This window comes from Amycolatopsis sp. NPDC028719 (assembly GCF_055565395.1).
This window is the reverse complement of sequence record NZ_JBVHUL010000003.1, coordinates 981,309-995,576: the sequence shown is the minus strand read 5'-3', so window position 1 is coordinate 995,576 and position 14,268 is coordinate 981,309. Positions and strand designations below refer to the sequence as shown.

At 72.6% G+C, this 14,268-nt stretch carries 9 protein-coding genes; 6 read left to right on the top strand and 3 right to left on the bottom strand.

Annotation, left to right across the window (positions count from 1 at the left end):
- Nucleotides 1-3 precede the first annotated feature (3 nt).
- Entirely contained in the window at nucleotides 4-1,512 is a 1,509-nt protein-coding gene (locus ACZ4TR_RS18135) for an alpha/beta hydrolase (protein ID WP_465288063.1), read from the bottom strand.
- Between the two features lie 159 nt (nucleotides 1,513-1,671).
- Between ACZ4TR_RS18135 and ACZ4TR_RS18130 the strand changes: the two genes are divergently transcribed.
- Both ACZ4TR_RS18130 and ACZ4TR_RS18125 read left to right on the top strand, forming a co-directional pair.
- Nucleotides 1,672-3,069, top strand: coding sequence for an FAD-binding oxidoreductase (locus tag ACZ4TR_RS18130; protein WP_465288062.1), 1,398 nt, complete (start codon nucleotides 1,672-1,674; stop codon nucleotides 3,067-3,069).
- Nucleotides 3,070-3,119: 50 nt separating this feature from the next.
- Complete coding sequence (locus ACZ4TR_RS18125; protein ID WP_465288061.1) at nucleotides 3,120-3,803, top strand: aspartate/glutamate racemase family protein; 684 nt, start codon at nucleotides 3,120-3,122, stop codon at nucleotides 3,801-3,803.
- Nucleotides 3,804-3,852: 49 nt separating this feature from the next.
- On the opposite strand, the gene aroF is transcribed toward ACZ4TR_RS18125, so the two are convergent.
- Together aroF and ACZ4TR_RS18115 are read right to left on the bottom strand one after the other, a co-directional pair.
- Nucleotides 3,853-4,887, bottom strand: a complete 1,035-nt coding sequence (gene aroF, locus ACZ4TR_RS18120; protein WP_364526939.1) for a 3-deoxy-7-phosphoheptulonate synthase — start codon at nucleotides 4,885-4,887, stop codon at nucleotides 3,853-3,855.
- A gap of 413 nt (nucleotides 4,888-5,300) precedes the next feature.
- The gene (locus ACZ4TR_RS18115; RefSeq protein WP_465288060.1) at nucleotides 5,301-6,554 is read right to left on the bottom strand and encodes an aminotransferase-like domain-containing protein; all 1,254 of its coding nucleotides are present in this window, start codon (nucleotides 6,552-6,554) and stop codon (nucleotides 5,301-5,303) included.
- 237 nt (nucleotides 6,555-6,791) lie between these two features.
- On the opposite strand from ACZ4TR_RS18115, the gene hppD reads away from it, so the two are divergent.
- The 4 genes from hppD (at nucleotide 6,792) to ACZ4TR_RS18095 (ending at nucleotide 14,194) form a co-directional block, all read left to right on the top strand.
- On the top strand, nucleotides 6,792-7,838 hold the full coding sequence (hppD, locus tag ACZ4TR_RS18110) for a 4-hydroxyphenylpyruvate dioxygenase (protein ID WP_465288059.1): 1,047 nt from the start codon (nucleotides 6,792-6,794) through the stop codon (nucleotides 7,836-7,838).
- 130 nt (nucleotides 7,839-7,968) lie between these two features.
- A complete protein-coding gene (locus tag ACZ4TR_RS18105) occupies nucleotides 7,969-8,178 on the top strand; it encodes an MbtH family protein (protein WP_465288058.1) in 210 nt (69 codons plus the stop codon).
- Between the two features lie 5 nt (nucleotides 8,179-8,183).
- Nucleotides 8,184-13,148 (top strand): amino acid adenylation domain-containing protein, encoded by a 4,965-nt coding sequence (locus ACZ4TR_RS18100; RefSeq protein ID WP_465288057.1) that lies wholly within the window; start codon nucleotides 8,184-8,186, stop codon nucleotides 13,146-13,148.
- Nucleotides 13,145-14,194 carry an LLM class flavin-dependent oxidoreductase gene (locus tag ACZ4TR_RS18095; RefSeq protein WP_465288056.1) on the top strand — a complete coding sequence of 350 codons (1,050 nt, stop codon included), beginning with the start codon at nucleotides 13,145-13,147 and terminating at the stop codon, nucleotides 14,192-14,194. The genes ACZ4TR_RS18100 and ACZ4TR_RS18095 overlap by 4 nt, the downstream gene beginning before the upstream one ends.
- The last annotated feature ends 74 nt before the right edge of the window (nucleotides 14,195-14,268 follow it).

The window sequence follows — 14,268 nt, the reverse complement described above, 5'->3', positions numbered from 1 at the left end:
CACTCAAGGAGTGACCGTGGGAACGGGCAGCGGCAGCGGCGGACACTCCAGATCGGACCGGTTGCCGGATTTGCGCGCGGGCAGCGTGCCGCCCGACAGGTACTCCGCGATCTTGCCGTCCACGCAGGCGTTGCCGCCCATCAGCGTGTTCGCGTGGTTCAGGCCGCCGGGCACGGCGAGCAACGTGGCGGCCGGGAACCGGGTGCGGGTCTCGAGGCTGCCCTCGAACGGCGTGGCCGGGTCGAGCGTCTCGTCGACCAGCAGCATGCTGTCCAGGCGGTGGCTGCCGACGTTCACCGGCCGGCCGGCCGGGGCGGGCCAGAACGCGCACGGCGCGTTGATCCAGGTGTTCTGCCAGGCGAAGTACGGCGCCTCGGCGAACGCCCGCCAGGTGTCCGCCCGCCACTTGTGCCAGTTCGTGGGCGACTGCGTGTCCGTGCACTCCACGGCCAGGTACGCGGCGTAGGCGTTGTCGTTGCCGCGTCCGCCGATCTGCACGAACAACGTCTTCAGCGTCGCGCCGTCGTGGTGGTTGACCCAGCCGGCGAACGCGTCGGCGACGAGCGTCCAGTGGAGCTGGCGGTAGGCGGCCAGCTGGAAGACGTCGGTCCACTCGTCCGGGCCGACCGCGCCCGCGGCCGGTTCGCGCGCCAGCTCCACCAGCTGCCGGTCGTACACGTTCTTCACGGCGGCCTGGGTCCTGCCGAGGTGGTAGACGTCGTCGTGCGCCGCGACCCAGCCGAAGAACGCGTTCAGGCTCCGGTCGTACCCGGAGTCCTGGGACAGGTTGAGCCGGTAGTAGACGTCCCGGGGGTGCACGCTGCTGTCCAGGACCATCCGGCGTACCCGATCCGGGTGCAGCGTCGCGTAGACCTCTTCGACGTACGTGCCGTACGAGTAGCCGTAGAAGCTCATCTCGGTCACGCCGAGCGCGGCCCGGATGCGCTCCAGGTCCGCCACGGCGTCCGTGGTCTTCATGTTCGCCAGCAGGTCCGGGTCGTTGTGCGCGCCGCAGGCGCGGGCGTAACCCCGGACGCGGTCGAGCCAGGTCCGCTCGAGCTGCGGCGTGACCGGCACGTAGCCAGGCCGGTCGAAGTCCATGTAGCCGGGATCGCAGGACAGTGCGGGCTCGCTCGTGGCGACCCCGCGCGGGTCGAAACCGATCCAGTCGTAGGCGTCCCCGACGTGGCCGGGGACCAGCGTGCCCAGCGTGGCCAGTGCCAGCCCCGGCAGGCCGGGACCGCCCGAGACGGTCAGCATGACGCCCTTGAAAGCGCTCTCCGGGGTCTTGTGCCGGATCCGGGACACCGCGATCCGGAGCTGCTTCCCGGTCGGCCTGCGGTAGTCCATCGGCACCTGGAGCATCCCGCACTGGGCGCCCGCCGCCACCAGGCTCGGGTCCTGGCACGGACCCCAGGTGATGGTGGCCGGCGCTGCGGCGGCGGCCGGGGCACTCACCGCCGAAAACGCCACGGCAACGCCGGCGACCGCGGTGACAATCAGACGTTTCACCTAGTCCACCTCCGGTTGAACCGAACAGATGCGCCGAGGCTAGGCGGGAAGTTCCGCGTCACACGTCTTTGCGGTTGCCGAGCAGGCCGGACCTCCTCGCGAATGCCGACTTCGCGCGCGGGCTGGAGTGCGGCCGGGCGGGGAGTTACGTTGGCTTCCATGGGATTCCCGATCGACGACCTGCTGGCGACGTTGCCCGCCGATCGCGTGCTCACCGATCCTGACCTGCTGGCCGCCTACTGCCGCGACGAAGCCGACCTGTGCGACGCGGGCACGCCGCTCGCCGTCGTGCGGCCGCGGAGCACCGCCGAGGTCGCCGCCACCGTGCGGGTCGCCGCCGCGCACCGGGTGCCGGTCGTCCCGCAGGGCGCGCGCACCGGGCTGACCGGCGCGGCCAACGCGGTCGACGGCGCCCTCGTCGTGTCGCTGACCGGGTTGAACCGGATCCTGGAGATCGACCAGGGCGAGCGGATCGCGGTCGTGCAGCCGGGGGTGGTCAACGCCGAGCTGAGCCGGGCCGCCGCCAAGGAAGGGCTCGCCTACCCGCCGGACCCCGGTTCCTGGGAGTCCTCGACGATCGGCGGCAACGTCTCGACCGACGCGGGCGGCATGTGCTGCGTCAAGTACGGCGTCACCGGCGAGTACGTGCTGGGCCTGGAAGTCGTGCTCGCCGACGGCGAGGTGCTGCGCTGCGGCCGCCGGACCGTGAAGGGCGTCGCCGGCTACGACCTGACCGCGTTGTTCGTCGGCTCGGAGGGCACCCTCGGGATCATCACCGAAATCACCGTCCGGCTCCGGCCCGCGGCCCGGGAGGCCCGGACCATGGTGGCGGTGTACCCGACGGTGGCGGCGGCCGGGCGGGCGGTGGCCTCGATCACCGCCGCCGGTCACGTTCCGAGCATGCTCGAGCTGCTCGACCGCACGCACCTGCGGGCCATCGAGGCCTATCGCCCGATGGGCCTGGACACCGAAGCCGCGGCCATGCTGCTGGTCGCGACGGACACCGGCGACGGCACCGACCTCGCCGCGATCGCCGAGTGCTGCCGGGCGGCCGGCGCGAGCGAGCTGTACGCCGCCGGGGACGCGGTCGAAGCCGAGGCGCTGACCAGCGCACGCCGGCTGGCACACCCGGCGATGGAACAGCTGGCCGCGCAGGCGTTCCCCGGCGGCCGGGGCGGTCTCGTCGTGGACGACGTGGCCGTGCCGAGGTCACGGGTCGCCGACCTCGTCGCCGGTGTCGAGGAGATCGCGGCGCGGCACGACGTCCTGGTCGGCGTGGTCGGCCACGCCGGCGACGGGAACCTGCATCCGGTCATCGTGGTGGACCGGGCGGATCAGTCCAGTATGGACCGTGGGCGGCAGGTGTTCGACGAGATCATGCGGCTGGGGCTCTCGCTGGGCGGCACCTGCACCGGCGAGCACGGCGTCGGCCTGCTCAAGCGGGACTGGCTTGCGCGGGAGATCGGACCCGTCGGCGTGCGGGTCCACCGGGCACTGAAACTCGCGCTCGACCCGGACGGGATCTTCAACCCCGGCAAGGTGATCGCGCCCCGCTGACGGCATCCCGGAGGAAGGCAGCCGCCGTCCCGGCTGGAACCATCGGCAGGATGAAGATACTTGCGGGGGAAGGAAAAGCGCCCGCGGTGGCGGTCATCGCCGGCACCCCCTACGACTCCGGTCTCGGCGCCGGGCTGCTGCGGGCCCGCGGGCTGGCGGCCGATCCGTACGCCATGGCGGCTTCGCCGGACGAGCAGGACTCGTTGCAGTACGAGGATCCCGGCGCGCTGGCGGCGGCGTTCCACGCCCGCCTCCGTGAGCTGCGCGCCCGGGGGACCGAGCAGGCGATGCTCTTCTGCAACTCGCTGTCCGCCGTGGTGGACCACGACAGCGCGGCGCTGCCGGTGGTCTCGCCCGGGACGGTCTACCGGGAAGCGTTCCCGAAGCTGCGTTCTTCCCTGGTGGTGACCGGGAACGCGCACGCCGTCGTCGGCGTCGAGCGGGCCGCGTGGCAGGTCAGCCCCGGCCACCGGCTGCTCGGGGTGTCGGATCCCGCGCTGGTGCGCGGGATCGAGGCCGGCGACCCGGCGGCGGCGTTCGAGGCTTCGCACCTGCCGACCACCCTGCGCCTCGCCGAGCGCCTCGGCCTGGACGCCGTCGTCCTGGCGTGCACGCACTTCACGGCCGTGCTGCCGTTCGTGACCGAAACCTGTGCGCTGCCCGTCATCGACGTCGGCACCAGGCTCGTCGAACTGACCGGCCGGGCGGTCGCGGCCCGGACACTCGCCGCCTGAACGAAGAGAACCCGTGCGGTCCGCACGGGTTCTCTCCGGGCCGGGAGCGTCAGCCGGCGAACAGCCGCCGGTTCCACCAGGTCGAGGTCCGGCGGCCGACCACCCCGGTCAGCGCGTCGATCTCCTTCGACAGGACACGAAGGTCTTCGGCCACGAGCGCCTGCGGGCCGTCGCACATGGCTTCCTCGGGATGCGGGTGGACGTCGACGAGGATCCCGTCCGCGCCGACGGCGATCGCCGCCCGGGACAGGGGGAGGACGAGGTCCCGCCGTCCGCCGGAGTGCGAGGGGTCGATCATCACGGGCAGGTGCGAGAGCCCCTGGACGACCGGGATCGCCGAGATGTCGAGCGTGTTGCGGGTGGCGGTCTCGAAGGTCCGGATCCCGCGCTCGCACAGGACGATGTCGAGGTTGCCGCGCTGCGCGATGTACTCGGCGGCCATCAGCCATTCCTCGATGGTGGAGTTCATGCCGCGCTTGAGCAGCACCGGCTTGCCCGCCTCGCCGGCGGCCTGCAGCAACGAGAAGTTCTGCATGTTCCGGGTGCCGATCTGCAGCATGTCCGCGTACCCGGCGACCATCTCGACGTCGTGGGCCGCGACCACCTCGGTGACGATCGGCAGGCCGGTCTGCGCGCGGATGTCGGCGAGGATCTGCAGGCCGCGCTCGCCGAGGCCCTGGAAGGCGTAGGGCGACGTGCGCGGCTTGAACGCGCCGCCGCGCAGCAACGTCGCCCCGGCCGCCTGAGCCATCCGGGCCGCGGCCAGGGTCTGCTCCGGCGTCTCGACCGCGCACGGCCCGGCGATCAGGGTGACCGTGTCCGGGCCGATCGGCACCCCGCGGACGTACACAGTGGACCGTTGCGGGTGGTGCTGCAGGCTCACCAGCTTGTACGGGGCGGAGATGCGGGTGACGCTCTGCACCCCGCGCATCCCGCCGAGGTTGAGCGTCTCGAACCGGTCGACGTCACCGATGAGCCCGACGATCACCCGGCTCACGCCGCGGCTGACGAAGGCTTCGCCACCCGCTTCCGTCACCCGGTCGACGACGGCCTCGACATCTGCGGTCCCCGCATCGGTAGCCATGACGATGACCATGATTTCTGCACCCTCCAGCGCTACGGACTCGGCCACCGGCGGGCGCCGGCGGTGTCCCGGTGGATCGAGCATCCAGCGGGGCGGCGAAGCACCGCGTCTCCGCGGCTGCGCAATCGTCCGGGGGCCAGGGGAGGCGACCGGTGTGTCCGTTCCGCCGGCCGGGCTGAGGTCGGGCCGGCTCGCGCGGTTCGGACCGGCCCGGCCTCGGCCCTCCGGCGTCCACCCCGGAGCCCGGCACGGTCGCGGTTCAGTCGCCCGGCTGGTGCCGCTGCCGTGCGACGGATCCAGCCACTCGCTCGCGATCCGGACGTCGCGAACGACTCATGCGCGACACCGGATCCGCCGCAGCCGGGGCAGCCAGGCCGGGCGATTCGCCGGAGCCCCGCCCGTCCCCGGCGGAGTCAGGGGAGGCGGCCGGTGATGAGGGCGGCGAGCCGGGTCACGCCCTCGTCGATCAGGTCCGGGGTGAGCAGGCTGATCGACAGCCGCAGCTGCGTGAACCCGCCCTTGCCGCCGTAGAAGTGGTGCATCGGGGTGAAAAGGACGCCGTGGTCGCGGGCGGCGACGGCCAGCAGGTCGTCGTCGACGGGGAACGGTACGGTCACCGTGATGAAGAACCCGCCCGTCGGCGTGTTCCAGCTGACCCCGGGGCAGCCGCCGAGCGTGCGGGTGAGCCCGGCCAGCGTCAGCCGCAGGTTGCGCTGGTAGATCGCCGTCTCGCGCGCGTTGGCCCTGGTCAGGCTCAGGTCGTTGAGCAGGAGCTTCCCCGCGATCACGGCCTGGGCGATGGGGGAGGTGTTCACCGTGAGCATGCCTTTGAGCTTCGACAGCTGATCGGCGAGCAGGCCTCCGCCGGCCACGGGCTGATCCGCCACCACGTAGCCGACGCGGGCGCCGGGCATGCCGGTCTTGGCGAAGGAACCGAGGTACACCACGGTCCCCGCCTCGTCGAGCGCCTTCAGCGAGGGCAGCCGGTCCGCTCCGAAGAGCCCGTAGGCGTTGTCCTCGAGCAGCAGGATCCCGTGCTCCTCGGCGATCTCCAGAAGCCGGCGGCGCGCGGGCAGGTCCATGCTGGTGCCGGTGGGGTTGGCGAAGTCGGGGGTCACGTAACAGGCCCGGACCCGCTCGCCCGCCTCGCGCGCCAGTTTCAGCTGGTGCGCCAAGTCGTCGAGGTCGATGCCGTTCCCGGTGGACCGCACCGGCCGCACGGGGGTGTCGGTGAGCAGCGCCGCCCCGGTGAGGCCGACGTAGGTGGGGGCGGGGGCGAGCAGCACGTCCCGCTCGTCCGTGCGCAGCGCCCGGAGCACCAGGAACATCGCCTCCTGGCAGCCGACGGTGACGACCACGGACTCGGGGGCGGCGACGATGTGCTCGTCCTCGGCGAGGTTGCGGGCGATGAGGTCGGCGATCACGCCTTTCGTGGCACCGTACTGGAAAAGCGTACGGGTGACTTCGGCCTCGCTCAGTTTCCGGTCACGCCGGAGGTGGTCGCAATAAGCGTCGAGGTACCGGTGGATCTGGCCGACGTCGAAGAATTCTTCGTACGGCCGGCCGGCCGCCATGGAAATGGCCTGCGGATATTCGTCGATCAACTCGTTGAGCAGGTTCATCGACGAGATGGCCGGATCGGCGAGCGATCCGTGCAACGTTTCCACGCTCAGTTGGGTTGACAACCGTATCGCCTCTCCTGCGGCCGATCACCGGGTGATCAGTATGCGACCCGGTGCGCTGCCACGGCTTCTCCGGCCATGCGTTGTCCGGCGGCCGGCGCGGGCAACGGAAGAGAGGACAGTGCCGGCCCGTTTTGCGATTCTCGACGGTGGGACGCGAGACGCCAGGCACCGAATACCCGTCAGTGGAGGTTGGAGACCGTGCAGAACGCACTCCGGGACATGACCATCGATTACGTCGAGCTGTACGTGGACGATATCGAACGGAATCTCGCCTGGCTCGTCGACGGGTGCGGTTTCGTCGTGCGCGCGGAGTCGGCCCCGTCGGGCGGGACGACGCGGTCGGTCACCGTCGGGCAGGGCGAGATCGACCTGGTGCTGACGCAGTCGGGCGAGGACCACCCCGCGCACGCCTACGTGGAGCGGCACGGGGACGGGATCGGCGACATCGGCATCCGGGTGCCGGACGCCGCCGCGGCGTTCGCCGAGGCCGTGCGGCGCGGGGTGCGCCCGGTCATGGCGCCCGTCACCCGGGGAGCGGTGACCCTAGCGACGATCGCCGGCTTCGGCGACGTGACGCACACGTTCGTGCAGCGACCGGACGACGCGGGGGTGGCCGACGTGCGCGGCCTCGTCGCGGTGCCCGAGAGCGGTGCCGCCGCGGGGACCGGGCTGCACAAGGTGGACCACTTCGCGATCCCCGTCGAGGCGGGCCGGATGGACGAGACCGTCGAGTACTACCAGCGGACACTGGACTTCGAGCTCATCCTCACCGAGCGGATCGTCACCGGCGACCAGGGGATGTTCATCAAGGTCATCCAGAGCAAGTCGCGCGCGGTCACGTTCACGCTCGTCGAGTCGGACACCAGCCTGGCGGTCGGCCAGGTCGACCGGTTCCTCAAGGACAACGACGGCTCGGGCGTGCAGCACCTGGCCTTCAGCACCACCGACATCCTGTCCACGGTGCGGCAGCTGACCGCCGACGGCATCGAGCTGCTGACGACGCCCGCCGCCTACTACACCGCGCTCGCGAACCGCGTGCACCCGGAGAAGTACTCCGTCGACGAGCTGCGCGACCTGCACGTCCTGGTCGACGAGGACCACGACGGCCAGCTCTACCAGATCTTCGCCAAGTCCGTGCACCCGCGGAACACGCTCTTCCTGGAGATCATCGAGCGGGCGGGCGCGACGTCCTTCGGCAGCTCGAACATCAAGCACCTGTACGACAGCGTCGAAGCGGACCAGGTGCCGGGGCCGGCCGGGGACTGACCGGCCCGGAAGCGCAGCACAATCGCGAAGACGTGCCCGGTGAACCGTCCCGGGCAGACTGGAATCCGCTCACCGCGGCGCGCGGCCGCGCCCGACACCGTCAGACCGTCCTAAGTGGAGTGAGGTTATCGTGTCCAATCCGTTCGAGGACGCCGACGCCCGGTACCTGGTCCTGGTCAACGACGAAGGCCAGTACAGCCTGTGGCCCGCCGGCATCGCCGTCCCGGCCGGCTGGAGCACGGCGCGCGGCGCGGACTCCCGCGCGAACTGCCTCGAATACATCGAAGCGCAGTGGACGGACATGCGGCCGAAGAGCCTCGTCCGGGCCGAACGGGCGTGACCGGGATGGATCTCCGACGGGACCTGGTGGGTTCGGGGTGGAACGACACGGCGCGGGACGTTCCCGTGACGGTGTTGCCGGAGCTGTTCGCGGCGCAGGCCGCGCGGACGCCGGACGCCGTCGCGGTGGAGTCCGGGGGCGTGGCGTGGTCGTACGCGGAGCTGGACGCGCGGTCGAGCCGGCTGGCGCGCCACCTGGTGGGGCTGGGCGTGGGGCCGGAGCGCTTGGTGGCGGTGGCGTTGCCGCGGTCGCTGGAGATGGTGGCGGCGGTGCTGGGCGTGGCCAAGGCCGGCGCGGCTTATTTGCCGATCGATCCCGGGTATCCCGTGGAGCGGATCGGCTACATGCTCGACGACGCCGCCCCGAGCCTGCTGATCACCGACCGGGCCACTTCGGCACGGCTGCCGGAAGCGGCGGGCGTGGCCGTGCTCGACGTCGGCGACGCCGCGGTGACCGCGGCCGTGGCGCAGCAGCCCGACGGCCCGGTCACCGATGCGGACCGGATCGCGCCGTTGCGGGCCGCGCACCCGGCGTACCTGATCTACACGTCCGGCTCCACCGGGCGGCCCAAGGGCGTGGTGGTCACCCACCAGGGGCTGGCGAGCCTGTCCGCGTACCTCATCTCGACCTTCGCCATCGGGCCGGAGTCACGGGTGGGGCAGGTGGCCTCGCTGAGCTTCGACGCGGCCGTCATGGAACTGGTGATGTCGCTGCCGGCCGGCGCGGCGCTGGTGCTCCCGCCGCCGCGGCAGCTGGCCGGCGAGGTGCTGGCCGAGGCGCTGCACGAGCTGCGCGTCAGCCACGCCCTGGTCGGGCCGGCGTCCCTGGCCGGGGCGGCGCCGGACCAGCTGCCCCTGCTCGAGTGCATGATGGTCGGCGGCGAGGCGTGCTCCGGTGAGGTCTGCGCCGAGTGGTCGCCGGGGCGGCGGATGTTCAACGCCTACGGCCCGACCGAGGCGACGGTGGCGGTGACCCTGAGCGGGCCGCTGTCCGGAGCGGACGCTCCGCCGATCGGGAAGCCGATCTGGAACGCCCGGGTGTACGTGCTGGACGAGCGGCTGGAAGCGGTGCCGCCGGGCGTGCCCGGCGAGCTGTACATCGCCGGCCCGGGTTTGGCGCGAGGCTACCTCAACCAGGCCGGGCTGACCGCGCAGCGGTTCGTGGCCTGCCCCTTCGGTTCCGGGGAACGGATGTACCGGACCGGGGACCTGGCGCAGTGGCGGGAAGACGGCCAGCTGGAGTACCTGGGCCGGGTGGACCAGCAGGTCCAGGTCCGCGGGTTCCGCATCGAGCCGGGTGAGATCGAGGCCGTGCTGGCCGGGCAGCCCGGAGTGGCCCAGGCCGTCGTGGTGGCCCGCGAGGACCGGCCGGGCGACCAGCGCCTGGCGGGCTACGTCGTGCCCACGCCGGGGAGCCGGGTGGACCCGGCCGGGATCCGGGCCGCCGCGGCCGCGGTGCTGCCCGGCTACATGGTGCCCGCCGCGGTGGTGGTGCTGGACGCGCTGCCGCTGACGGTCAACGGGAAGCTGGACCGGAAGGCCCTGCCCCCGCCGAAGTACGCCGCCGGAACCGGCCGCGAGCCGTCCACCCCGGCCGAAGAGATCCTGTGCGAGCTGTTCGCCGAAATCCTCGGCGTGGACCGGGTCGGCGTGGACGACAGCTTCTTCGACCTGGGCGGCCACTCGCTGCTGGTCGCCCGGCTGATCAGCCGGGTGCGGTCGGTGCTGGGGGTGGAGCTGGAGATCCGGACGGTGTTCGACCACCCGACGGTCCAGCTGCTGGCCAAGTCGCTGGACGGCGCCGCGCGGGCGTGGCCGGCGCTGGAGCGGGCCGAGCGGCCCGAGCGCCTGCCGTTGTCGTTCGCGCAGCGCCGGCTGTGGTTCCAGGCGCAGCTCGAGGGGCCGAGCGCCACCTACAACGTGCCGTTCGCGTGGCGGCTGCACGGTCCGGTGGACGCGGGTGCGCTGCGCGCGGCACTGGGCGACGTGGCCGGGCGGCACGAGGCGTTGCGGACGGTCTTCCCGGCCGCGAACGGGCAGCCGTACCAACAGGTTCTCCCGCCCGCGCGGGCGGTGCCCGACCTCACCGTGGTGCCGGCCGCCGAAGCCGACCTGGCCGAGCTGACCGGGCAGGCGGCGCGGTACGTGTTCGACCTGGCCGAAGAGCTGCCGGTGCGGGCGTGGCTGTTCGAGCTGGGGGCCGACGAGTCCGTGCTGGTGCTGCTCACGCACCACATCGCCAGCGACGGCTGGTCGCTCGGGGTGCTGCTGCGGGACCTGGGACAGGCGTACGAGGCGCGGCTGGCCGGCCACCGTCCCGAGTGGACGGACCTGCCGGTGCAGTACGCGGACTACACGCTCTGGCAGCAGGGGCTGCTGGGTGAGGACTCCGGCGACGGCAGCGTGCTCGCCCGGCAGGTGGCGTACTGGGAGTCGACGCTGGCCGACCTGCCCGAGCAGCTGGACCTGCCGTTCGACCGGTCCCGCCCGGCACATCCCTCCCACCGCGGCGGGCACGTCGACGTCGACGTGGACGCCGGGCTGCACGGCCGGCTCGTGGAGCTCGCGCGCGAGCACCAGGTGACGGTGTTCATGGTGCTCCAGGCCGGGCTCGCGGTGCTGCTGTCCCGGTCCGGGGCCGGCACCGACATCCCGATCGGCGTGCCGGTGGCCGGCCGCGGCGGGGACGAGGCGCTGCACCAGCTCGTCGGGTTCTTCGTCAACACGTTGGTGCTGCGGACGGACCTGTCGGGCGACCCGAGCTTCGCGGAGCTGCTCCGCCGGGTCCGCGACCGGGACCTGGCGGCGTACGCGCACCAGGACGTGCCCTTCGAACGGCTGGTGGAAGTCCTGAACCCGGTCCGGTCGGCCGCGCACCACCCGCTGTTCCAGGTGATGCTGGCTTCCGACGAGGAAACCCGCCGGGAGTGGGCCGTCCCGGGCCTGCGGGCCCAGGACCTGGAGCTGGCCGGGAGCTCGGCCAAGTTCGACCTGACGCTGACCTTCCGGTCGCGGCACGAACCGGACGGCGCCCCGGGCGGGATCGGCCTCGCGCTGGAGTACGCGGCGGACCTGTTCGACCACGGCACCGTGCGGGCGCTGGCCGGGCGGCTGATCGCGCTGCTGGGCCAGTTCACCGCCGAGCCGGGGCTGCGGGTCGGCGACGCGGACCTGCTGACGGCGGCCGAGCGGGACCTGGTCGTCTCGCGGTGGAACGACACGGCGCGGGACGTTCCGGTGACGGTGCTGCCGGAGCTGTTCGCGGCGCAGGCCGCGCGGACACCGGACGCCGTCGCGCTCGAGTCCGGCGGCGTGGCGTGGTCGTACGCGGAGCTCGACGCCCGCTCGACCCGGCTGGCGCGCTACCTGGTCGGGCTGGGGGTCGGGCCGGAGCGGGTGGTGGCGGTCGCGGTGCCGCGGTCGGCGGAGATGGTGGCCGCGGTGCTCGCGGTGGCCAAGGCCGGCGCGGCCTACCTGCCGATCGACCCGGGGTACCCGGCCGACCGGATCGCGTACATGCTCGGCGACGCCGACCCGGTCGTGGTGCTCACGACCCGGCAGGCCGGGGCGGAGCTGCCCGGCCGGGACCGGCTGGTCGTCCTGGACGACCCGAGGGTGGCCGCGGTGGTCGCGGACCTGCCCGGCGGCACGGTCGCCGACCAGGACCGGCTCGCGCCGCTGCGGGCCGCGCACCCGGCCTGGGTGATCTACACGTCCGGGTCCACCGGGCGCCCCAAGGGCGTGGTGGTCAGCCACCGGGGCGTGGCCAACCTGGCCGCGTTCATGGTCGAGACCCTGGCCGTCACGCCGGAATCCCGGGTGGCCCAGCTCCTTTCGCTGAGCTTCGACATGTCGCTGCTCGAACTGCTGTCGGCGTTGTCCTCCGGGGCGGCGCTGATCCTTCCCCCGCCGGGGCAGCTGTCCGGCGACGAGCTGGCCACCACGCTGCGCGAGCTCCGGGTCAGCCACGCCGTGGTGGCGCCGGCCGCCCTGGCCGGGGCGGCCCCGGAGAGCCTGCCCGAGCTGGAGTGCCTGGTCGTCGGCGGGGAGGCCCTGCCGGGCGAGGTCGTCGCCGAGTGGTCGGCGGGCCGGCGGCTGTTCAACGCCTACGGCCCGACCGAGACGTCGGTGTGCACGACGATCAGCGGACCGCTGTCGGGTGCCGGGGCCCCGCCGATCGGCGGGCCGAACTGGAACGTGCGGGCTTACGTGCTGGACGGCCGGCTGGCACCGGTGCCGCCGGGCGTGGCCGGCGAGCTCTACCTGGCCGGCCCGGGCGTCGCCCGCGGGTATCTGAACCAGGCCGGGCTGACCGCGCAGCGGTTCGTGGCCTGCCCCTTCGGCTCAGGGGAACGGATGTACCGGACCGGGGACCTGGTGCGCTGGCGCGAGGACGGCGAGCTGGACTACCTCGGCCGGGTGGACCAGCAGGTCAAGGTCCGCGGGTTCCGCATCGAGCCGGGGGAGATCGAAGCCGTGCTGGCCGGGCAGCCGGGCGTGGACCAGGCCGTGGTCGTGGTCCGGGAAGACCGGCCGGGAGACCGGCGTCTCGTGGGCTACGTGCAGCCCGAGGCCGGCCGCGCACCGGATCCGGCGGAGCTGCGGGCCGCGGCCGCGCGGCTCCTGCCCGGCCACATGGTGCCCAACGCGGTGGTGGTGCTGGCCGCGCTTCCGTTGTCGCTCAACGGGAAGCTGGACCGGAAGGCCCTGCCCGAACCGACGTTCACCACCGGGGCCGGCCGAGCGCCGGCCACGCCCCTCGAAGAGCGCCTGTGCGCGCTGTTCGCCGAGGTGCTCGGGGTGGAGCGGGCCGGGGTCGAGGACAGCTTCTTCGACCTGGGCGGGCATTCGCTGCTCGCCGCCGTGCTCGTCGCCCGGCTGGAAGAGGAGTTCGGCATCGCGCTCAGCCTGCGGGACTTCCTGGCCGACCCGTCCGTCCGCGGCATCACCCAAGGGAGGAACGAACGATGATGGACCTGGCCGCCAACGGCGTCACCGTCTACTCGACCTGCCGGTCCAGCATCGGTTACCACGAGCAGCACCACCTGCGCAAGCTGCTGGACATCGCCGGGTGGGCCGACGAAGCCGGCTACCGCGGAGCCTTGATCTACAGCGACAACACGTCGGTCGACTCCCTGATGGCGGCGCAGGCGGCCATCGCGAACACCGAGAGCTTCGTGCCGCTCGTCGCGATCCAGCCGATCGACCTGAGCCCGTTCGCGCTGGCGCGCTCGGTGTCGTCCCTGGCGCACCTGTACGGCAGGCGGATCGACATCAACTTCGTCAGCGGCGGGTTCAGCCGCGATCTCGCCGTCCAGGGCGACACCGTGTCGCACGACGACCGGTACGACCGGCTCACCGAGTACGCGACGATCGTCCGCAAGCTGCTCGGCGGCGGCATGGTCAACTTCGCCGGCGAGTACTACAACTTCCGCCGCGCCCGGCTCACCACGCCGGTGCCCCACGAGCTGCTCCCCAAGGCGTACGTGTCCGGCTCGTCGACGGCCAGCCTGAACGCGGGCGAGGCACTGGGCCTGAGCCAGCTCTCGTTCCCGTTGGTGCCGGAGGACTTCGTCCGCCCGGACCTGCGCAAGAACCAGTTCGGCTCGGGCATCAGCGTGGGCATCATCGCGCGGGACGACTCCGCCGAGGCCTGGCGGATCGCGCACGAGCGGTTCCCCGCCGACCCCGAAGGGGCCGCGAGGATGAAGCTGCTGCTCGCCGCCGGGACGTCGTCCTGGCAGCCCCAGCTCGCTTCCGTGCCCATCCCCGACGAATCGCCGGGACAGGCGTACTGGCTGGTGCCCTTCCGGTACCACCACACGTTCTGCCCCTACCTGGTGGGCAGTCACGACGAGGTGGCACGGGCGGTGGAGACGTACCTCAGGGGCGGCATCCGCACCTTCGTCCTCGACATCCCGCGGGAACCGGAAGACCTGTGGAACGCGCGGATCGCGATCGAGCGCGCCGTCACGGCCGTGGGTGGAACCGGGGCGGCACCGCACGCCGCCGCCTGACCGGGTCTCCGCCTTCATCCAAGGCGGCCTGACGGAAACCGGCGACGCCCACCAGGCGTCGCCGGTTTCCCTTT